18 protein-coding genes and 1 riboswitch are annotated in these 18,965 nt (G+C 71.5%); of the genes, 5 read left to right on the top strand and 13 right to left on the bottom strand.

Features of this window, described 5'->3' with window-relative positions; genetic code table 11:
• Positions 1–20: 20 nt before the first annotated feature.
• From pgsA to NR072_RS00070, 5 genes are all read right to left on the bottom strand, one after another.
• Positions 21–632 carry a phosphatidylinositol phosphate synthase gene (pgsA, locus tag NR072_RS00090; RefSeq protein ID WP_119217321.1) on the bottom strand — a complete coding sequence of 204 codons (612 nt, stop codon included), beginning with the start codon at positions 630–632 and terminating at the stop codon, positions 21–23.
• Positions 632–1,312 carry an HIT domain-containing protein gene (locus tag NR072_RS00085; protein WP_095346702.1) on the bottom strand — a complete coding sequence of 227 codons (681 nt, stop codon included), beginning with the start codon at positions 1,310–1,312 and terminating at the stop codon, positions 632–634. Before NR072_RS00085 ends, pgsA begins: the two co-directional genes overlap by 1 nt.
• Positions 1,309–3,327 carry a threonine--tRNA ligase gene (gene thrS / locus NR072_RS00080; protein ID WP_049159811.1) on the bottom strand — a complete coding sequence of 673 codons (2,019 nt, stop codon included), beginning with the start codon at positions 3,325–3,327 and terminating at the stop codon, positions 1,309–1,311. Before thrS ends, NR072_RS00085 begins: the two co-directional genes overlap by 4 nt.
• A 109-nt stretch (positions 3,328–3,436) precedes the next feature.
• Positions 3,437–7,135: a DNA polymerase III subunit alpha gene (locus NR072_RS00075; protein ID WP_256835703.1), complete on the bottom strand. Its 3,699-nt coding sequence runs from the start codon at positions 7,133–7,135 to the stop codon at positions 3,437–3,439.
• Entirely contained in the window at positions 7,132–7,458 is a 327-nt protein-coding gene (locus NR072_RS00070) for a DUF6504 family protein (protein ID WP_036338972.1), read from the bottom strand. The genes NR072_RS00075 and NR072_RS00070 overlap by 4 nt, the downstream gene beginning before the upstream one ends.
• Positions 7,459–7,902: 444 nt before the next feature.
• Between NR072_RS00070 and NR072_RS00065 the strand changes: the two genes are divergently transcribed.
• Together NR072_RS00065 and NR072_RS00060 are read left to right on the top strand one after the other, a co-directional pair.
• Positions 7,903–8,628 (top strand): DUF6318 family protein, encoded by a 726-nt coding sequence (locus NR072_RS00065; protein ID WP_036338969.1) that lies wholly within the window; start codon positions 7,903–7,905, stop codon positions 8,626–8,628.
• 473 nt (positions 8,629–9,101) lie between these two features.
• Positions 9,102–9,572: a PKD domain-containing protein gene (locus NR072_RS00060; RefSeq protein WP_004167595.1), complete on the top strand. Its 471-nt coding sequence runs from the start codon at positions 9,102–9,104 to the stop codon at positions 9,570–9,572.
• On the opposite strand, the gene NR072_RS00055 is transcribed toward NR072_RS00060, so the two are convergent.
• From NR072_RS00055 to NR072_RS00045, 3 genes are all read right to left on the bottom strand, one after another.
• Positions 9,487–10,356, bottom strand: a complete 870-nt coding sequence (locus NR072_RS00055; protein ID WP_240756356.1) for a hypothetical protein — start codon at positions 10,354–10,356, stop codon at positions 9,487–9,489. The two genes, NR072_RS00060 and NR072_RS00055, sit on opposite strands and share 86 nt — an antisense overlap.
• Before the next feature lie 213 nt (positions 10,357–10,569).
• Positions 10,570–11,391: an SOS response-associated peptidase gene (locus tag NR072_RS00050; RefSeq protein ID WP_036381670.1), complete on the bottom strand. Its 822-nt coding sequence runs from the start codon at positions 11,389–11,391 to the stop codon at positions 10,570–10,572.
• A 1-nt stretch (position 11,392) separates the two neighbouring features.
• Positions 11,393–11,629, bottom strand: coding sequence for a SoxR reducing system RseC family protein (locus tag NR072_RS00045; RefSeq protein WP_144919267.1), 237 nt, complete (start codon positions 11,627–11,629; stop codon positions 11,393–11,395).
• 205 nt (positions 11,630–11,834) lie between these two features.
• Between NR072_RS00045 and NR072_RS00040 the strand changes: the two genes are divergently transcribed.
• Genes NR072_RS00040 through NR072_RS00030 form a run of 3 tightly spaced genes read left to right on the top strand, consistent with a single transcriptional unit; the run spans position 11,835 to position 14,238 of the window.
• Entirely contained in the window at positions 11,835–12,929 is a 1,095-nt protein-coding gene (locus NR072_RS00040; RefSeq protein WP_250203157.1) for an S-(hydroxymethyl)mycothiol dehydrogenase, read from the top strand.
• Positions 12,929–13,585, top strand: a complete 657-nt coding sequence (locus NR072_RS00035) for an MBL fold metallo-hydrolase (RefSeq protein WP_250203156.1) — start codon at positions 12,929–12,931, stop codon at positions 13,583–13,585. Before NR072_RS00040 ends, NR072_RS00035 begins: the two co-directional genes overlap by 1 nt.
• Positions 13,586–13,617: 32 nt before the next feature.
• Entirely contained in the window at positions 13,618–14,238 is a 621-nt protein-coding gene (locus tag NR072_RS00030; RefSeq protein WP_036338950.1) for a uridine kinase, read from the top strand.
• A 27-nt stretch (positions 14,239–14,265) separates the two neighbouring features.
• Here the strand turns inward: NR072_RS00030 and NR072_RS00025 are convergent, their stop codons facing one another.
• The 5 genes from NR072_RS00025 to NR072_RS00005 all read right to left on the bottom strand — a co-directional run bounded on the left by NR072_RS00025 (position 14,266) and on the right by NR072_RS00005 (position 18,647).
• On the bottom strand, positions 14,266–15,036 hold the full coding sequence (locus NR072_RS00025; RefSeq protein WP_036381636.1) for a lipoate--protein ligase: 771 nt from the start codon (positions 15,034–15,036) through the stop codon (positions 14,266–14,268).
• Positions 15,033–15,899, bottom strand: coding sequence for a thioesterase family protein (locus tag NR072_RS00020; RefSeq protein WP_078026104.1), 867 nt, complete (start codon positions 15,897–15,899; stop codon positions 15,033–15,035). The genes NR072_RS00025 and NR072_RS00020 overlap by 4 nt, the downstream gene beginning before the upstream one ends.
• Before the next feature lie 101 nt (positions 15,900–16,000).
• Positions 16,001–16,864: a MetQ/NlpA family ABC transporter substrate-binding protein gene (locus NR072_RS00015; RefSeq protein ID WP_256835694.1), complete on the bottom strand. Its 864-nt coding sequence runs from the start codon at positions 16,862–16,864 to the stop codon at positions 16,001–16,003.
• Positions 16,865–16,917: 53 nt separating this feature from the next.
• Positions 16,918–17,598, bottom strand: coding sequence for a methionine ABC transporter permease (locus NR072_RS00010; protein WP_010078799.1), 681 nt, complete (start codon positions 17,596–17,598; stop codon positions 16,918–16,920).
• Positions 17,595–18,647 carry a methionine ABC transporter ATP-binding protein gene (locus tag NR072_RS00005; protein WP_098092926.1) on the bottom strand — a complete coding sequence of 351 codons (1,053 nt, stop codon included), beginning with the start codon at positions 18,645–18,647 and terminating at the stop codon, positions 17,595–17,597. Before NR072_RS00005 ends, NR072_RS00010 begins: the two co-directional genes overlap by 4 nt.
• Before the next feature lie 47 nt (positions 18,648–18,694).
• Positions 18,695–18,792: riboswitch (SAM riboswitch) on the bottom strand.
• Positions 18,793–18,965 lie beyond the last annotated feature (173 nt).

Below are 18,965 nucleotides of genomic sequence, written 5' to 3'. Positions count from 1 at the left end.
CGAGTCCTGCGGCGGACCGGTCAGGCGTCGTCGCGCGCCTGGCGGCGCACCGCGACCATGCGCTGGCCGACGGTGACCAGGGAGGCGGCGGCGAGCAGCCCCAAGGTGACGGCCAGGACGACCGGGGGCAGACCGAGGCCGGTGAGGCCGGCGACCACGAGGGTGGCCACGAGCCGTTCCGCTCGCTCGGCGATGCCCACGTGCGCGCTCCAGCCGAGGGCCTCCGCCTTGGCACGGACGTAGGAGACGAGCATGCCCAGGGCGAGGCAGGCCCCGGAGAGCGCGCCGACCGCGGGTGCGGCGCCGACGCCGAAGCCCCACAGGCACAGCCCGAGGAACACGGCCGCGTCCTGCACGCGGTCCAGGGTGGAGTCGAGGAACGCGCCCCAGCGGCCGGTGGACCCGGCCTCGCGCGCCATGATCCCGTCCACCAGGTCCGAGAACACGAACGCGGTGATGAAGAGCGTGCCCCAGAACAGGTGCCCCAGGGGGAAGAGCACGAGCGCGCCCAGGCTCACGCCGAGTGTGCCGACGACCGTCACGGTGTCCGGACTGACCCCGGCCCGCAGGAGCGTACGGGCCACCGGGGTGAACAGGCGGGTGGTGACGCCGCGCGCGTGACGGTCCAGCATCAGGCGGAGTCTCCGGCCCCCGGGCGAGGATGCTCGGCCGCGGCACGGGCGTTGGCCGCCTGGCGCGCGGCGTGGTCCCGGGCGGCCCGGTCCCAGACGTCTGCGAGGATCTGCCGGGTCTCCCCCAGGGTCTGCGACATGTTCTTGGTCCGGGCGATGATCGGCAGGAAGTTGCCGTCGCCGGTCCACCGGGGCACCACGTGCTGGTGCAGATGGGCCGCGATCCCGGCGCCGGCCACCGCCCCCTGGTTCATGCCGAGGTTGTAGCCGGACGCGCCGGCGGCCTGGCCGAGGGCGAGCATCGCCGTCTGGGTCAGCTCCGCCATCTCGGCGGCCTCCTCCGTGGTGGTGTCCGTGTACAGGGGCACGTGGCGGTAGGGGCAGACGAGCAGGTGACCGGGGTTGTACGGGTACAGGTTCAGCACCACGTAGGCGGTGCGGCCGCGGTGGACGATGAGGGAGTGCTCGTCGTCGCGCTGCGGGGCCGCGCAGAACGGGCAGGTGTGCTCGTCCTTGACCTGGCCCGTCCCCTTGGACACGTACGCCATGCGGTGGGCGTTCCAGAACCGCTCGAAGGCGTCCGGGGCGCCGGGCAGCTCGAAGCCGTCCGTGGCGGCGGCGTCCGCCGACGCGCGGGCCTGCGCCCGCGCGTCGGATCCGCCGGTGCCGGGGCTGGTCATGGGGTGACCTCGCGCTCGCGCACCGCCTTCACGATGCGTTCGATCGCCTCCTCCACCGGCACGCCGTTGTCCTGGGTGCCGTCGCGGAAGCGGAAGGACACGGCGCCCGCCTCCCTGTCCTCGCCGCCGGCGATCAGCACGAACGGCGCCTTCTCCTTGGCCGCGGTGCGGATCTTCTTCGGGAAGCGGTCCGAGGAGTCGTCCAGGCGCGCCCGGATCCCCTCGGCACGCAGCTTCGCGACGACGTCGTCCAGGTAGTCGTTGAATGCCTCGGCCACCGGGATGGCCACGACCTGCTCCGGGGCAAGCCAGGCCGGGAACGCGCCGGCGTAGTGCTCGGTGAGGACGCCCAGGAAGCGCTCGATGGAGCCGAAGAGGGCGCGGTGGATCATCACGGGGCGCTGACGGGTGCCGTCGGCGGCCTGGTACTCGAGGTCGAAGCGCTCGGGCAGGTTGAAGTCCAGCTGGATGGTGGACATCTGCCACGTACGGCCGATGGCGTCCCGGGCCTGGACCGAGATCTTCGGGCCGTAGAACGCGGCGCCGCCCGGATCCGGGACGAGCTGCAGACCGGAGGCCTCCGCGACCTCGGCGAGGGTGCGGGTGGCCTCCTCCCAGATCTCGTCGGAGCCGACGAACTTCTCCGGGTCCTTCGTGGAGAGCTCGAGGTAGAAGTCGTTGAGGCCGTAGTCCTTGAGCAGGTCGAGGACGAAGTTGAGCGTGGTGGTCAGCTCCTCCTTCATCTGCTCGCGGGTGCAGTAGATGTGGGCGTCGTCCTGGGTCATGCCGCGCACGCGCGTGAGCCCGTGGACCACGCCGGACTTCTCGTACCGGTACACGGAGCCGAACTCGAACAGCCGCAGCGGCAGCTCACGGTAGGACCGGCCGCGGGAGCGGTAGATCAGGTTGTGCATGGGGCAGTTCATCGGCTTGAGGTAGTAGTTCTGCCCCTGGCGCGTGATCTCGCCGGTCTCGGGATCACGGACCTCGTCGATGTGCATGGGCGGGAACATGCCGTCCGCGTACCAGTCGAGGTGGCCGGACACCTCGTAGAGGTGCTGCTTGGTGATGTGCGGGGTGTAGACGAACTCGTAGCCGGCCTCGGTGTGGCGCCGACGGGAGTAGTCCTCCATCTCCTTGCGGATGATGCCGCCGCGCGGGTGGAACACGGGCAGGCCGGAGCCGAGCTCGTCCGGGAAGGAGAAGAGATCCAGCTCGGCGCCGAGCTTGCGGTGGTCGCGGCGCTCGGCCTCGGCGAGGCGCTCCTGGTAGGCCTTGAGGTCGTCCTTGCTGGCCCAGGCGGTGCCGTAGATGCGCTGCAGCTGCTTGTTCTTCTCGTTGCCGAGCCAGTAGGCGGCGGCGGAGCGGGTGAGCGCGAAGCCGTTGCCGATGAGCTTGGTGGAGGGCAGGTGCGGGCCGCGGCAGAGGTCGCACCACACGGCGTCGCCGGTCTTGCGGTCCACGTTGTCGTAGATGGTGATCTCCCCGGCCCCGACCTCCACGGAGGCGCCCTCGCCGGCGGTGTCCGCGGCGTCCTTCTTGCCGAGCAGCTCGAGCTTGTAGGGCTCGTCCGCCATCTCGGCGCGGGCGGTCTCCTCGTCCACGACGCGGCGGCGGAAGGTCTGGCCGGACTTCACGATCTTCTGCATGAGCGAGGAGATCTGCTTGAGGTCCTCGGGGGTGAAGGGCTCGTCGACGTCGAAGTCGAAGTAGAAGCCGTCCGTGATGTACGGGCCGATGCCGAGCTTGGCGCCCGGGCGCAGCTGCTGCACGGCCTGGGCCATCACGTGGGCGGTGGAGTGCCGCAGCACCTCGAGGCCCTCGGGCTCCGTGATGTCCACCGACTCGACGGACGCGCCGGCGGGGATCTCGCGGGCCAGGTCCCAGAGCAGGCCGTCCACCCGCATGACGGCGGTGGTCGGCTTCTCGCGGAAGAGGTCGAGGCCGGTGGTGCCGTGCGTCACCTCCCGCAGCTCTCCGTCCACGGTCAGCAGGATGTTCTTCGGCTCCGACACGGTGCTCCTTCGAGGTCTGGCTTCGGGATCGGTGGCGTACGGGGGCCACCGTCGGCCGCGTCCCATTCTAGGGGCGCGGCCGGACGGCGGGGCACGGAGGCGGACGGTCTCATCTGTCCGGGGTGGGCAGCAGCTCCCACGTCTCCGGGTGGGGCACCGGGATCGGGGTGTGCTCCGGAGCGGGCCGATCGGGTGCCGTGCGGCCGGGGCGGGCCCCGCCGGCCGGCCCGACGTCGGTGCGCACCTTCACGGGCCAGCCGCCCGTGCCGTGGTGCGGGATGTCCGGCAGGGGCTGCGCCCCGGTGCCCGCCCGGCCGCTGCGGCGCGCGGCGGCGGCTCGGCGGTCCGCCGCGAGCCAGTCCCGCCACTGCTGCCGGGTGGCGTCCAGGTAGTCGGGGTCCGGGAGCGTCTGGGGTCGGTGCAGGTCCCAGGCGCGCACGGCCTGGACGGACACGGCCCGGCCGCCGGTGCGCCGGACGGTGCCCTCGATCAGCAGGAGGCGCGCGGAGAAGAGCATCTCCCCGGAGGCGTGCTGGGCCTCGGTGAAGAAGGAGGCGTCCACGCAGCCGGTGCCGTCGTCCACGGAGAGGAACACCACCCGCTTGCCGCTGCGCATGGGCGGGGTCTGGGTGGCCACACGCACCCCGGCCACGAGCACCCGGGACTGCGTGCGCAGCCCGAGCAGGTCCTTCGCCCGGGTGACGCCGAGCGCGTCCAGGTACGGGGCGTGGGAGTCCATGAGGTGGGCGGTGACGTCCAGGGCGGTGAGCTCCAGCTCGGTGCGGACCCGGGCGGCCGGGCCCGGGTCCGGGAAGAGCGGGGCGAGGGCGGTGAGCTCGGTGTCCGGCAGGTCCAGGGCCAGCTGGCCCTCCACCTGCCGCGGACGGGCGGACCGCGAGCGCGGGGCGGTGCGGCCGGGGGCGGTGCCGCGGGTGGTGGAGTGCTGGAGTTCGAGGTGGTGGACGAGGTCGGTGCGGGAGGCGCCGCCGGGTGGGAGGAGGCAGTCGAGGGCGCCGAGCTGGGCGAGGCGTTCGAGGTTGCGGGCGGTGGGGCGGGCGCGGTCGCGGACGTCGGCGAGGGAGCGGTAGGGGCGGCCGGCGTCGAGGCGGTCGGTCTCGGCTTCGCTGAGTCCGGAGAGGCTGGTGAGGGGCAGGCGGATGCCCCAGCGGCCGGGGGCGCCGTCGTCGACCTCGGGGTGGGCGGGGACCCACTCGACGTGGACGTGGCGGGAGGAGGCGTTGACGTCCACGGGGAGGACGGGGATGCCCATGCGGCGGGCCTCGGCGACCATGAGGCGGGCGGGGTACATGCCGGGGTCGTGTTCGAGGATGGCGGCCATGAAGGCGGCGGGGTGGTGGGTCTTGAGCCAGGCGGAGTGGTAGGTGGGGACGGCGAAGGCGGCGCCGTGGGCCTTGCAGAAGCCGAAGGAGCCGAAGGCGGAGAGGGTGGCCCAGACCTCGTCGATGACTTCGAGGGAGTAGCCGCGGGCGAGGGCGCCGGTGCGGAAGGCCTCTTCGACGAGGTGTTCCTGCGGGCCGCCGAGGAGGCGGCGGTGCTCGTCGGCGCGGGCCAGTCCGCAGCCGGTCATGACGTCCATGGTGCGCAGGACCTGTTCGTGGAAGACGGTGACCCCGTGGGTCTCGGCGAGGACGGGCCGCAGGTCGGGGTGCGGGTAGTGGGCGGGTGCCCAGCCGTGCCGCTGTTCGAGGAAGGGCCGGACCATGTCGGACTGCATGGGGCCGGGGCGGAAGAGGGAGATGTCCACGGTGAGGTCGTTGAACTCGCGGGGGGCGAGTTTGCCGACGAGCTCGCGCTGGCCCGGGGACTCGATCTGGAAGCAGCCGAGGGTGTGGGTGGTGCGGATCATCGCGTAGGTGGCGTCGTCGTCCAGGGGCACCTGTTCGAGGTCGATGCGCTCGCCCGTGGTGCGTTCGACCTCGGCGATCGTGTAGGCGATGGCGGACTGCATGCGCACGCCGAGGATGTCGAGCTTGAGGAAGCCCATGGGGTCCATGTCGTGCTTGTCGAACTGGCTCATGGGCAGGCCCATGCCGGAGGGCTGGACGGGGGTGCGGTGCAGCAGGGCGGCGTCGCCGAGGATGACGCCGCAGGGGTGCATGGAGATGTGGCGGGGCAGGCGGTCGAGGCGTTCGGTGAGGTCGACGAGCAGGTCCAGCTGGCGGTCGCCCTCGGCGCGGCCGGACTCGATGCGGCGGGAGAGGCCGCCGAGTTCGGGCATGCGCTGGAGGGCCTCGCGGAAGTTCGAGGCGGAGAAGCGCCAGAGCTGCTTGGCGATGGCGTCCACCTCGGGTTCGGGCATGCCGAGGGCGAGGCCGGCGTCGCGGACGGCGCCGCGGGCCCGGTAGGCGTTCTGCATGCTCATGAGGGTGGTGCGCTCGGCGCCGAAGCGCTCGACGACGGCATGGTAGATCTCGTGGCGGCGGGCGGACTCCACGTCGATGTCGATGTCCGGGAGGGTGGAGCGGTCGGTGGAGAGGAAGCGCTCCATGATCAGGCCGTTGGCCATGGGGTCGACATGGGAGATCCGCAGGGCGTGGTTGACGAGGGAGGAGGCGCCGGAGCCGCGGGCGGCCACGCGGATGCCCATGCCCTCGATGAGGTCGACGACGGCGGCCACGGTGAGGAAGTAGGAGGAGAAGCCGAGTCGGGTGATGATGCCGAGCTCGTGTTCGGCGCGGTCCTGCAGGTCCCGGGCCGCCTGGCTGGTGCCGGGGAGGCCTCCCCCGGTGTGGAGGTGGGGGTAGCGGGCGAGGAGGCCGGTGCGGGTGCGCTCGCGCAGCACGTGCTCCGGGGGGCCGTCGATGCCGATGACGGCGGCCTCGGGGACGCGGGGCACGCCCCAGCCGAGGTCGGTCTCGGGGTCGAGCGCGCAGGCCTCGGCGAGGCGGCGGGTGGCCTCGAGCAGGGGGGCGGGGCGGTCGTCGGCGGCGGAGGCGACCTCGTGGGCGATGCGGTGCATGGCGGCGGTGGACTTGAGCCAGCCCTGCCCGTTGGGTTGCAGGTCGTGGAGGGCGTCGAGGGAGCTGAGGGCGCGGACGGCGTCGAGGACGTCCGCGGTGGCGGCGCCGTCCGGGGCCGCGTAGCGCACGGCGTTGGTCAGGACGGCGGGGATGCGGGCCTGGCGGGCGGCGCGGAGGGTCTTCACGGCGTGCCCGGTGTCGAGGCGGCGGCCGGGGGCGGAGAGGTGGGTGACGACGTCGGCGTGGGGGCTGCCTGCGGGCAGGGCCGCCTTCCAGCGGCGCAGGGCGGCGAGGCCGGCCGCGTACCGGCGGCGGGCCAGGTGGCGGCCGACGTCCGAGTCCGGGCCGAGGAGGACGAACAGCTCGGGGGTGGGCGGGTTGTCCCGGTTGGCGGCGGTGGGGACCCGACCGGCCGCCGCGGCGGCGAGCTCGGCGACGCTGGCCCCGGGGCTGCCGCCCGCCGCTCCCCCGGTGGTGCGGGCGTGGGCGGCGGAGACGAGCTCGCACAGGGAGCGGTAGCCGGAGCCATGACAGCCTCCTCGGGCGAGCACGACCACGCGGCCGGCGTCCTCGTCCTCGCTCCACCGGACGGCCAGGTCCACGCCCACGATCGGGATGATGCCGTGGCGCAGGCAGGCACCCACGTGTTTGGCCATGCCGTAGAGCCCGTCCCGGTCGGTGCAGGCCAGCAGGTCCATGTCCGCGGCCGCGGCGGCGGCCACGAGGTCCTCGGGCCAGCTGACCCCGTAGTGGGCGCTGAACGCGGAGGCGACGTGCAGGTGGGCGAAGGGTGCGGCGGTGCGTCCGGCCGCGGTGGCCCGGCTCATGCCGACCGCCTCAGGTCCTGGGCGTGCTCGTGGACGCGCACGAGCCGCCACCGGCCGGAGTCCAGGTGGTGGGCGACGTCGAGGGTCTGCAGGGGCGCGGCGCCGGCCCGGGCCAGGCGGACCTGCAGCCGCCACATCTCGTGGTCGACGAGACCGGCGCCGCGGCCCTTCTCCGCGCGGACCTCCTCCGCCCACCAGCGGCGCCGCTCGAACCAGCGCACGGGGCGCTCTGCGAGGACGTAGTCCCGCCCGTTCCAGCGCAGCCCCTGCGGGGTACCGTCTGCCCCGCACTCCACCGCCACCGACTGTGTGAGGACTCCCATTCTGCTTCTCTCCCTGTGCACTGCTGACCGGACCGACGACGGGGTGCCGTCGGGCGATGGGAGCGCGGCCCGTCCGGCGGACCGGACGCGGGGAAGAAGTGGGAAGGTGGGGCCGCACCCCCGATCGTACTCGAACACGTGTTCGAATGCGATGTGTGCGAAGGTAGGGCGCCCGCCGGACACGTTAAGGACGCATCGCCCCCGGGATGGGAGGGACCGAGTCCTGGCCGCGGACCTCGACCCGACCCTGGGGCGCACATGCACGAGAAAATCGTCTCTTGGGCCGGAAGAAGTGCGCCGGCACGGTCCTGTGGACAATGCGAGCAGGACCACAATCCGCCTGCGTATACTCCGAACCAACCGGGCCTCGCCTGCCACGGGCACCGCGCTGCGGGATCAGCGCGGGAGGCGCGGACACACGACGGACGTCCAGTTGGAGGGGAAATGTCTCTCACCGCACCCGGGCGCGCCCTGCGCCGCCACCGATTCGCCCAGGCCGGCACGCTCAGCGTGGCCTTGGCGCTCGCACTGACCGCCTGTGGCGGGCAGTCCGAGCCCGCCGAGTCGTCGACGACGTCACCCTCGTCCGCCAAGCCCGCCGTCGAGACGTCCGCGCCCGCGAGCACGAGCGAGACCGCGGGCGTCAGCTCATCCCCCACGGCCACGGAGAGCAGGTCCGGCGAATACGTGCCCGCATCTGCCGACGGTCCCGCTCAGAACGTGCCCAAGCCGGAGATGCCCGCCGCCATGAAGGAAGAGACCAAGGAGGGCGCCGAGGCGGCGATTCGCTATTTCTGGGACGCGCACTACTACGCCGAGCAGACCGGAGACACGGAACTCCTCGACTCTCTCTACAGCGAGTATTGCGAGTTCTGTTCGGTCCGTAGCGACAGCATTGATGGAATTTATAAGGATGGTGGCTGGTACACCGGCACGGAACCTCGAATTGACTCGATGCTCACTGCACAGTCGGAGAACGGGTACATCTCGACGTTGCTCATCACAACTGAAGACGGGACCGGGTATTCCAGTGATGGCTCCATTCCAGAGGACGCCCGAGTCGCACATGCGTCGAAGCAGCCCTGGCTAGTAGAGGTCTCCTACGACACCAACAACGGCCGCTGGGTGATTGATGAAATGACCTACGAGGGTGGAGACCCGTCTCAATGAAGCACCAGACACTGATTGCTATGGCAGCGGCTATCACGCTAGCTAGTGTCGGAGCGACAGGCGCCTGGGCTGTCACTTCGCCTTCCTCCGCCACCTGCAAATCAACGAATATCAATTATTCCGCTCGATCAGACTCTTTTAATGGAACGTCTCACTGTCGTAATGAAAAAAGGCCTGATCGCAAAAGTGCTGTGACCGCGGGGAGCAGGAGTCGAGACTCTGGCAGAGACTCCCACCTAGAGCACAAGACGGTCAGTGCATGCTTCTCAGGGCAGCTGGGCAATCCGGATTTCGAGAGCTGCCGAGAGCAGGAGGACAACTTCTGCCCCGAGGGTTCATGGATCCGGGCGCAGACCATAGACACCCGTCAACCTGATGCGAATCCCGTCTATGGCGCCCCCAAATGTTGGACGGCCAAGGCCTCCAGCAACGGCGCCCCGCCCGTCTCCATCGACGAGGTCCGCACGCTCCTCGTGCTGGAGCCTGAGATCCGGTCGGACAATGGCGGACGCGGGATCCGCAATGCGGAGACGAACTTCTACGCAGACGCCGAGACGCGCACGCTCGTCACCACCCTCAACGGGGTCGAGGTCGAACTCCGCGCCACGCCGGTGAGCTTCCACTGGGATTACGGGGACGGGTCCCCCACCAAGACCACCTCGGTCGCAGGCCAGAGCCAGCCGGAGTTCAACGTCCCCACCCCCACGAGCCACGTGTACGAGGACACCGGGCAGTACACGGTCCGCCTCACCACCGTGTACATCGGCGAATACCGGGAGGCCGGGGGCGAGTGGGTGCTCATCCCGGGCACCATCAGCCTCGACTCGGCCCCCGTCACCGCGAATATCTGGCGCACCATCACCCGCAATGTCGCCGATGACTGCAGCGTCGACTCCTCAGCCTGGGGCTGCACCGGCCCCATCGAATCCGCTCCGGCCGGCTGAGCACAGACCGCGGGGCGGCCGACGGTCTCCCGTCCACCGCCCCGCGGCCCCCTCGTCGGCCGGGTGTGTCAGACCCGGCGCACCCGCCCCCGGGCCATGAGCACGAGTCCCGCGCCGAGGGCCGCGAGCGCTCCGAGCGCGCCCGCCGGACCTCACGCCCGGTCTCGACCGTGTCCGGGGTCGTGTGGGTCTCCTCCCCGCCCGTTCCCTCCCCCGGTTCCTCCCCGGCCACGGGAGCCGGAGTGTCGACGGGCTCCTGCTCGGCGGGCGGCACCGGGTCCGCCTCGCCGGGAGACGGGGCGTCCTCCCCCGCCGGCACGTTCAGGGCCCAAGGCTTCTGCCCGTCCGCGAGCAACTCGACGAGCGCGAAGACGTCGGACCGCGCCGCGTCCTGGGTGATGATGACGTCCTCACTCTTGGTCATCCCGTCCAGCGACCAGTCGAGGACGAGGCGGTCGTCGGTCGGGTATGTCGCGTCGGCGAGGTAGTGAAACCCGGTGAAGGAGTCCACCGTGGTGTCGCGCCAGAGGGCACCCCAGCGCGGACCCCACGAGAGTTCCGCGACCGCCGCGTCGTCGCCCAGGCCTTCGGACCGGAACGGCAGCAGCACGCCCGACTCGGCGTGCTCCAGCGTGAAGAACCACTCGGGGTTGTCCCCGAACACGGGGTCGGCCAGGCTGTGCTCCCCCCACGCGTAGACGAGCCCGGCAGAGGGGCCTCTGTTGCCCTCCGGAGTGCCGGCGGCCTCATCGTAGAGGGCGGCGGCCACCGGGGTGCCGTCCACGGACAGGGCGAACAGGAGATGGCCGTCTCCGGCCTCGCCGTGGCACCCCTCCGAAAGATGCGGCGCTCATACCGGCCCGGTGACACCCACGCTACGCAGAGCCCATTCTCAGGGGGAGTTCAGAACGGTCTCGGATCCGTCTCGATCCGATCACGATGCCGCGGCACCGCGCTTCCGCGTCTCACGGGCAGGTCATCCCCGTCGCCCCGTCTCTCAGAGCAGCGTTCCCTGCTGCTCTCTCATCTCCTGGATCAGTTCTGGCCCGTTGTTCCGGACGTTCCCCACGGCGCTCCCCACGGGCCGCAGCGACCAGCCCGCCGCGACGTCGTACGCGCCGGCGCACACCTGGCCCACGAGGGCGTCGGCTTCTTCGGCAGACCCGAGCGTGTCCGGAGCGAGCCACCGGTCCATCGTCTCGGCATCCATGGGCACGGGCAGCCGGTCGTGCAGCTGGCCGAGCGCGGCGAGCACCGGATCGTCGTCGTCCGCGTCGGGCGCGGCCATGGTGAGGATCGTCGTCGAGAGGACCCAGGCGTCCTCCCCCGCGGCCTTGGCCTCGGGGTCCTGCCACCACTCGTACAGGCCGGCGAACCAGATGACCGGCCCCTCGCCGTCCCCGGCCCCGGCCGGGTGCACGTAGTAGGGCTGCTTCTTCGCGGCCCGCCCGTCGGGACCCTTGGCGCCAGGCTCCGGCGTCTTCCACTCGTAGTAGCCCTCCACCGGCACGGCGCAGCGTCGAGCGCGGACGGCGGCCCGGAACGTCGGCTTGGAGGCCACGGTCTCCGAGCGCGCGTTGAACGCACGGGACCCCACGGACAGCTCCTTCGCCCACGGCGGCACCAGGCCCCAGCGCGCCACGTGGATCCGCCGGGTCACTCCGGCGCCGACGTCGTCCGCATGCGCCACGAGGATCGGCACCTCGGCTGTCGGCGCCACGTTCCAGCTCTGGCGCAGCACCAGCTCCTCATTCGTCTCGGCATCGCCCAGGGCCACCAGGTCGCTCGTGGCGCGGGCCATCACGTAGCGGCCGCACACGTCAGCGGTCCCTCCCGTCCCGGCCACGCTCGACATACATCCACGCGATGCCGAGGGCGAAGCCCATCATCGCGCAGCCGAGCACAGTGCCCCAGGGCCTCTCGGTGCCCAGTCCGAACACCACCCCCAGGCCGACGCCGATCAGCAGCCCCACCAGTGGGATGCGCCATTGCGCGAGCGTGCCGGCACCGGCCGGAGCCTCGTGCGCCTCGTCCTCGTCTCTGCCATGTCGTGCCACGGTTCGCCCCTCCGTTCGCATCGATGTTGCGGGTCAGGTTGCAGTCTCCCCCGGCCGCCGTGGTGACGCCACACACCAGGCCCCCCGGCCTCTCACCGATGCGTCGCACAGGGTCCTGTGATGGGATGGGCAGAACGAGCCCGCACGTCGCGCCGCCCCACGCATGCGCAGCATCGGGCAGAACCCCACCACCAGGAGGAACAACGTGTCCCAGAAGGTCCGCGGCGTCGTCGCCATGGCGAAGGACGCCCCCGTCACCGTCGAGACCATCGTCATCCCCGATCCGGGACCCGGCGAGGCCGTCGTCGACATCAAGACCTGCGGCGTCTGCCACACGGATCTGCACTACCAGCAGGGCGGGATCGGGGACGAGTACCCGTACCTGCTCGGCCACGAGGCCACGGGTGTGGTCTCCGCGATCGGCGAGGGCGTCGACCACGTCAAGGTCGGCGACACCGTGATCCTCAACTGGCGCGCCGTGTGCGGCGAGTGCCGCGCATGCCGGAAGGGCGAGCCGAAGTACTGCTTCAACACCCACAACGCGACCCAGAAGATGACCCTCGAGGACGGCACGGAGCTGTCCCCGGCCCTGGGCATCGGGGCGTTCGCGGACAAGACGCTCGTCCACGCCAAGCAGTGCACCAAGGTCGACGGCGTCGACACTCCCGAGGAGCAGGCCGCGGTCGGCCTGCTCGGCTGCGGGATCATGGCCGGCATCGGCGCGGCCATCAACACCGGCGAGGTCAAGCGCGGCGAGTCCGTGGCCGTGATCGGCTGCGGCGGCGTCGGCGTGGCCGCGATCGCCGGGGCGAAGCTCGCCGGCGCCACCACGATCATCGCGGTGGACATCGACGCCAAGAAGCTCGCGAAGGCCGAGGAGCTCGGCGCCACCCACACCGTGAACTCGAAGGACGAGGACCCCGTGGAGGCCATCCGCGCGGCGACCGGCGGCTTCGGCGCCGACGTGGTCATCGAGGCGGTCGGCCGCCCGGAGACCTACGAGCAGGCGTTCTACGCCCGGGACCTGGCCGGCCGCGTCGTCCTGGTGGGCGTGCCCACCCCCGGCATGGAGCTGCAGCTGCCCCTGCTGGAGGTCTTCGGTCGCGGCGGCGCGCTGAAGTCCTCGTGGTACGGCGACTGCCTGCCGGAGCGCGACTTCCCGATGCTCGTGGACCAGTACCGCCTGGGCCGCCTGCCGCTGGACGAGTTCGTCACGGAGACCATCGCCCTGGATGAGGTGAACGAGGCCTTCGAGACGATGAAGTCCGGCGACGTCCTGCGCTCGGTGGTGGTGCTCTGATGGCGCGCATCGATCACCTGGTCACCTCCGGCACGTTCTCCCTGGACGGGGAGACGTTCGACGTGGACAACAACGTGTGGATCGTCGGCGGCGCGGAGCAGTGCGTCGTCATCGACCCGGCCCATGACGCCTCGGCCGTCTGGAAGAAGGTGAACGGCCGCCAGGTGCTGGCCATCGTCCTCACCCACGGCCACGACGACCACATCCGCCAGGTCCAAGAGTTCCGCCAGATGGTGGACGCCCCCGTGCTGCTCCACCCCGCAGACCGCATGCTCTGGGACGCCGTCTTCCCCGACGAGGAGCCCGACGGCGCGCTCGCCGAGGGCGACGTCCTGCGCGTGGCCGGCGTCGAGCTGCGGGTGCTGCACACCCCCGGCCACTCCCCCGGCTCGGTCTGCCTGTACGCCCCCGCCCTGGGCGAGGCCGGCGACGACGGCGCCCCGACGGGTGTCGTGTTCTCCGGCGACACCCTGTTCCAGGGCGGGCCCGGCGCCACCGGCCGCTCGTACTCGGACTTCGACACGATCATCGAGTCCATCCGCGAGCGCCTGTTCCCGCTGCCGGAGGCCACCGTGGTCCACACCGGCCACGGTGACTCCACCACGATCGGCACGGAGAAGCCGCACCTGCAGGAGTGGATCGACCGCGGCCACTGAGGACGCGCCGAGGTGGGGAAGAATGGTCCCCCGTGACCATCCTCCCCGCCTCGCCCCCTCCCTCCGTGATCCTGCTCGGCGGCGCGTCGGGCTCCGGCAAGTCCTACCTGGCCCGGCGGCACGGCCGGCCCCACCTCTCGCTCGATGCGTTCTACCGTCCGCAGTCCGACGACGGCGCCGCGGGTGGGCCCGGCCCCGTGTTCCCGCGCACCCCGTACGGCGAGATCGACTGGGACCACCCCGGAACGTGGGATGAGCAGGCGGCCGTGGACGCGGTCGTCGAACTGCTCGAGGAGGGCGCCACGCGCGTGCCCGACTACGACATCTCCACGTCCTCCGTCCGCGGGCACAGCACCGTCGCGCTCGAGCCGGGCGGGGTGATCGTGGCGGAGGGCATCTTCGCCGAGCGCATGCCCGCCGCCCTGGACCGGGCCGGAGTCCGCTACGCGGCCTGGTACATCGACCAGGCGCGGACCACGACGGCGGCCCGCCGGTTCGTGCGCGATGTCGCCGAACGCCGCAAGCCGGTGCCGTTCCTCGTGCAGCGGGGCTGGTCCCTGTACCGGACGGACGCGGCGCGCCGGGCGGCGGCCGTGGCGGCCGGCTTCACCCCGCGACGCAAGCGGGAGATCATCGCGGATCTCACGGCCTGACGGCCCGCCCGCAGCCAGTCCGTGCCCTCAGCCGGAGGTGCGCGCGCCGAGGACGGCGAGCTGCTCGGCCACGACCTCGATCCCGGCGGCGGCCGCCCACGCCGTGTACTCCTCCCGCAGGGCCGCGGCGAACGCGGGAACGCTCACCCCGGGACGCACGTCCTCGGCCGCGCCCGCCGTACGGGGATCCATGTCCAGACCGAGCTCCCGGTAGACGTCGACGAGCACGGCCCGCAGCGGAGCGGGGTCGGACACCACCACGTGGGTGGAGAACAGGAACGCCCCCTTCACCACGCGCTGCGCGGAGCCGGCCAGCTTCACCGGGTAGGTCGGCGCAGGACCCTGCACGGAGAACTCGCCCGGGCAGTACTCCCCCGGAATCTCGCCCACGGAGGCGGGCACGTCCATGCGCGCGAACGCCCGCACGAACAGGTCGGCGAACTCCGCGAACCGGGCCTGCTGCGTGAGCGCCGCGTCCTCCTGCTGGCTCAGGTGGTCCACCACCAGGCAGCCGTGATGGTAGGCCGCCGCCCGCCCGCCGGCCCGGCGCACCGCCGGCGCGAAGCCGTGGGCCCGGGCCGCCGCAGCCGCGGCCGCGAAGCCGGGCAGCCGCGCGTCGCGCTGGCCGAACGCGACCGTCGGTTCGGGCACGTAGACGCGGATCAGATCGTCGAGGGCCCTTCCCTCGGCCGCGGCGGCGCGGAAGACGGCCAGCTCGCCCATGGCCCAGTCGAGGTCTTCGACGGCCCCGAGGGTCCGCTCCTGCACAGCCCAGCGCAGCCGGGGAGCTGCGCTCACAGGCCGCCCTCGACCGGCCAGGAGCGCAGGGTGAGGGTCTGCTCGACGTGGGCGAAGGGGCCGTCGTCGTCGTGGAGGACGGTGCTGGTCAGGCCCACGCCGTCCGGGCCCACCGTGACCTGCCCCGCGAGGCCGAGCCAGTGGCCGGTGGGCTCGCGGTACAGGTGGATCTGCAGGTCCACGTTGGGGAAGAACCACCCGCCCGGCTTCGCCGGCAGGGCCGGGGCGATCCCGTTGGCTGCATCGGTGAGGCTGATCAGGCGCACCAGGTCGCTCGTGCTCTCCCCCGCCACCATCTCGCGGTCCGTGGTGAGCCACACCCGGCCGTGGCCCGGCCCGTGGCCGGGCAGGATGACGCCGTTGAGAGAGGCGATGTACCCGCCTCCCCATCCGTGGAGCGCGTTGTGCGACTGCGCCTGCGAGCGCGGCGGGAGGGGCTCGTCCGGCAGCTGGGCGACGGCGGAGGTGTCCGAGGTGGACAGCAGCCAGGCCCGCAGGGTCAGCACGGTGCGGCCCCGGGCGTGGAGCACGGACTCGACGAGCTCGATGGTCCGGCCCGGACGCAGGGTGCGCGTGACCACCTCGAGCTCGCCCGACCAGAGCGTGCCCAGGATGTCGTAGGAGAGCCGTCCCACCCGCAGCCCGGGAGTGGTCTCGTGCGCGGCCACCTCGTGCAGCAGCAGGCCCGAGACGGCGGCCATGTGCATCTCCTCTTCCCGCCATGCGCCCTGGGCGTGCACGGTGGAGCGCACGCGGGAGGTGCGGACGCCGTCGGCGTCCACGGTGGGCTCGCCGAGGCGCACGTAGAAGGCCAGGGGATCGTCGGCGACGGAGGTCGCGGGGGTGGAGGTGATGTCGGTCATGGGCCGAAGTCTGCCAGAACGACGACGACGGCCGGTGACGTCCCCGCGGGATGTCACCGGCCGATGAGGCAGGCGCGGGGCGCCGTCAGGGACGCTCCGACTCAGAAGGCCGGGGTGACGTCGCCGCCCGGCCAGGTCTGCTCGATGTACTCCTTGACCTCCGGCGAGTGCAGCAGCTCGTCGAGCTTCTCCACTCCCGGGGTCTTCTCCCCCTCGCGCCATGCCACGAAGTTGGCGTAGGGGTTCTCGCCGGAGATCTCCTCGACCACCACGGCGTCCTCCAGGGTCATGCCGGCCTGGATGAAGTAGTTGCCGTTGATGATGGCGAGGTCCACCGCCGGGTCGTCCAGGATCTGCACGAGGATCTCCGGCTGGTTCTCCTCGAACTGCAGGCCCTTCGGGTTCTGCTCGGGGGTGAGGGTCAGGGCGGCGGAGTCGTCCTGGATGTCCTGGAGCAGGCCGGCCTGCTCCAGCATCTTGAGGGCACGGGGCTGGTTGCCGGGGTCGTTCGTGATGGCCACGGTGGCGCCGTCCGGCACCTGGTCCACGGAGTCGAACTTCTGGGAGAACGCGGCGTAGGGCTCGATGTGCACGCCCTCGCCGTGCTCCATCTTCAGGCCGCGCTCCTCGACCTGCTTGTTGAAGAACGGCTCGTGCATGTAGTAGTTCGCGTCGATCTTGCCCTCGTTGAGCGCGGTGTTGGGCATCTGGTAGTCGTCGAACTCCTGGATCTCCAGATCGATGCCCGCCTCCTTCGCGAGGTTCTCGTCCACGAACTCGAGGATCTGGGCGTGCGGCACGGGGTTCGCCCCCACCTTCACGACGACGGGATTCGCCGGGTCCGGGGTGGGGGCGGAGGAGGCCGCCGAGTCGGAGCCGCTGGCGCCGCAGGCGGAGAGGGCGAGGGCGAGAGCGGCGGTGCCGGCGCTGAGGGCGGTGCGGCGGGAGAGGGGTGACAGAGCCATGGGAGGGGCCTTTCGTGTCGGAGGGATGGAGAGATGAAGAAGAAGGTGAGGGGTCAGCGGTGGTCCATGCGGCGGATCAGCAGGTCGCCGATCCACTGGATGAGCTGCACCAGGACGACGATGACGACGATGGTCACGACCATCACCTCGGTCTGGAATCGCTGGTAGCCGTAGTTGTAGGCGAGGCGGCCGAGGCCGCCGCCGCCGATCAGGCCGGCCATGGCCGAGTAGCCCACGAGCGTCACCAGGGTGGTGGTCGTCGCCGCGATCAGGCCGGGCATGGCTTCCGGGAGGAGGACCTTGCGGATGACCTGGCCACGGGTGGAGCCCATGACCTGCGCGGCGTCCACGGTGCCCGAAGGGATCTCACGCAGCGCCGACTCCACAAGGCGCGCGAAGAACGGCGCGGTGCCGATGGTCAGGGAGATGGTCGCCGCGATGGGCCCGATCGCCGTGCCCACGAGCCACTTGGTCAGCGGGATGAGCGCCACCATGAGGATGGCGTACGGGATCGACCTCGTGATGTTGACGATCACGGCGGACAGCACCGTGTAGAGGGCGGGCATGGGATTCAATCCCCCCGGACGGGTCACATGCAGCACGATGCCCAGGAGGCCGCCGATCAGCACGGTGGCGACGCCGGAGATCGCCACCATCAGCAACGTCTCCACGACCGCCTCAGGCAGGGCCTCGGTGATCGCCGGGTTCGTGGTCAGCTTCTCGAGCCAGGTCATCGGGCTCCTCCGATCTCATCCGCGGTGACGTGGTCCTGGGCTGCCTGCCGAGCCGTGCGGACGCGAGCGGTCAGGCCTGCCTCCTGCAGGCGCGCCACCACGGCGTCGGCCGAGGCCTCCGTGGCGGACAGGCCCAGGAGCTGGTGGGAGAAGCGCTCCCCCGCGAGGTCCTCGACGGTGCCGGCCAGGATCTCGACGTCGCCGGCGCCCGCGTCGCGGACCAGCTGGGTGATGGGCAGGGAGGCGGCCCGGCCCCGGCCGAGCACCTCCACGAGGCGCTGGTCCCGAGCGGCATGGGGCGTGGGCAACGGCAGCAACGCGGCGGACAGCGGCGAGTCGAGGTCGGACGCCACGTCCCCGAGGTCGCCGGACTGGACGATCCGCCCGTCCTGCAGGAGGGACACCTCGTGGCACAGTCGCTTGACCACGTGCATCTCGTGGGTGATGACCAGGACGGTCAGGCCCAGGCGCCGGGAAAGGTCCTCGATCAGGGTCAGGACACCCTCCGTGCTCGCGGGGTCGAGGGCCGAGGTGGGCTCGTCGCAGAGCAGCACGTCGGGGTCCGACGCGAGCGCGCGAGCGATGCCCACCCGCTGCTTCTGACCGCCGGACAGCTGCGCCGGGTAGGACCCTTCGAAGCCCTCAAGACCCACCAGGGCGAGCAGCTCGTCTGCGCGCGCCCGACGCGCGGCGGCATCGGACCCGCCGGCGACCTCGAGCGGATAGGCCACGTTGTCGCGGGCGGTCCGGGAGGAGAACAGGTTGGCGTGCTGGAAGACCATGCCGATCCGGCGGCGGGAGTCCAGCAGGCCGGAGCGCGACTCCCGGGTCAGGTCCTTGCCCGCCACGGAGACCGTCCCGGAGGTCGGGGGCTCGAGCAGGGTCAGGCACCGCACGAGCGTGGACTTGCCCGCGCCGGACTGGCCGATGATCCCGTGGATGCGGCCCGGGGCCACGGCGAGGTCGACGCCGCGCAGCGCACGGATCTCCTTCGCGCCCTGGCGGAAGGTCTTCTCGAGACCACGCACCTCGATCATGGGCGTGCCCATGGGATGAGCAGACGTGCTGAGAGCAGGGGTAGACGACATTCCCGTCCTTTCCATCGGTCCTGGCGTTAGCACCTGCGCCCGGTCGGTGGGGGTGTGGTTGCTGCGGCGTCGTCGAGCCAGATCTCTCGGCCGCTCAAGATGGTGAGGGGCGCCTCGGCGTCGTCACCGGTGCAGGGAAAAAGTCAACCACACCGGGGCGCCGTGGAAGGAACGACGTGACACAGGTCTCATTTCCCGACCTCTCGGAGGGCTGGACCCCGCCTCCCGCCCGCGTCATGTGGCGTTATATGACAAACCCCTGCCATCCAGTGGCCGGCG

The organism is Micrococcus sp. Mcc89, from assembly GCF_024519795.1.
GTDB classification, from domain to species: Bacteria; Actinomycetota; Actinomycetes; order Actinomycetales; family Micrococcaceae; genus Micrococcus; species Micrococcus luteus.
Note: the sequence above shows the minus strand (reverse complement) of the source record. Positions and strands in the feature narration are given on the sequence as shown.

What these genes read in the sequence shown, in the direction of transcription:
- NR072_RS00075 (WP_256835703.1), bottom strand. Translation starts at nt 7,135, where the DNA reads ATGAGCCGGGCCACCGCGGCCGGACGCACCGCCGCACCCTTCGCCCAC.
- NR072_RS00005 (WP_098092926.1), bottom strand. Translation starts at nt 18,647, where the DNA reads ATGGGCACGCCCATGATCGAGGTGCGTGGTCTCGAGAAGACCTTCCGC.
- NR072_RS00020 (WP_078026104.1), bottom strand. Translation starts at nt 15,899, where the DNA reads ATGACCGACATCACCTCCACCCCCGCGACCTCCGTCGCCGACGATCCC.
- NR072_RS00065 (WP_036338969.1), top strand. Translation starts at nt 7,903, where the DNA reads ATGTCTCTCACCGCACCCGGGCGCGCCCTGCGCCGCCACCGATTCGCC.
- NR072_RS00070 (WP_036338972.1), bottom strand. Translation starts at nt 7,458, where the DNA reads ATGGGAGTCCTCACACAGTCGGTGGCGGTGGAGTGCGGGGCAGACGGT.
- NR072_RS00035 (WP_250203156.1), top strand. Translation starts at nt 12,929, where the DNA reads ATGGCGCGCATCGATCACCTGGTCACCTCCGGCACGTTCTCCCTGGAC.
- pgsA (WP_119217321.1), bottom strand. Translation starts at nt 632, where the DNA reads ATGCTGGACCGTCACGCGCGCGGCGTCACCACCCGCCTGTTCACCCCG.
- NR072_RS00010 (WP_010078799.1), bottom strand. Translation starts at nt 17,598, where the DNA reads ATGACCTGGCTCGAGAAGCTGACCACGAACCCGGCGATCACCGAGGCC.
- NR072_RS00015 (WP_256835694.1), bottom strand. Translation starts at nt 16,864, where the DNA reads ATGGCTCTGTCACCCCTCTCCCGCCGCACCGCCCTCAGCGCCGGCACC.
- NR072_RS00085 (WP_095346702.1), bottom strand. Translation starts at nt 1,312, where the DNA reads ATGACCAGCCCCGGCACCGGCGGATCCGACGCGCGGGCGCAGGCCCGC.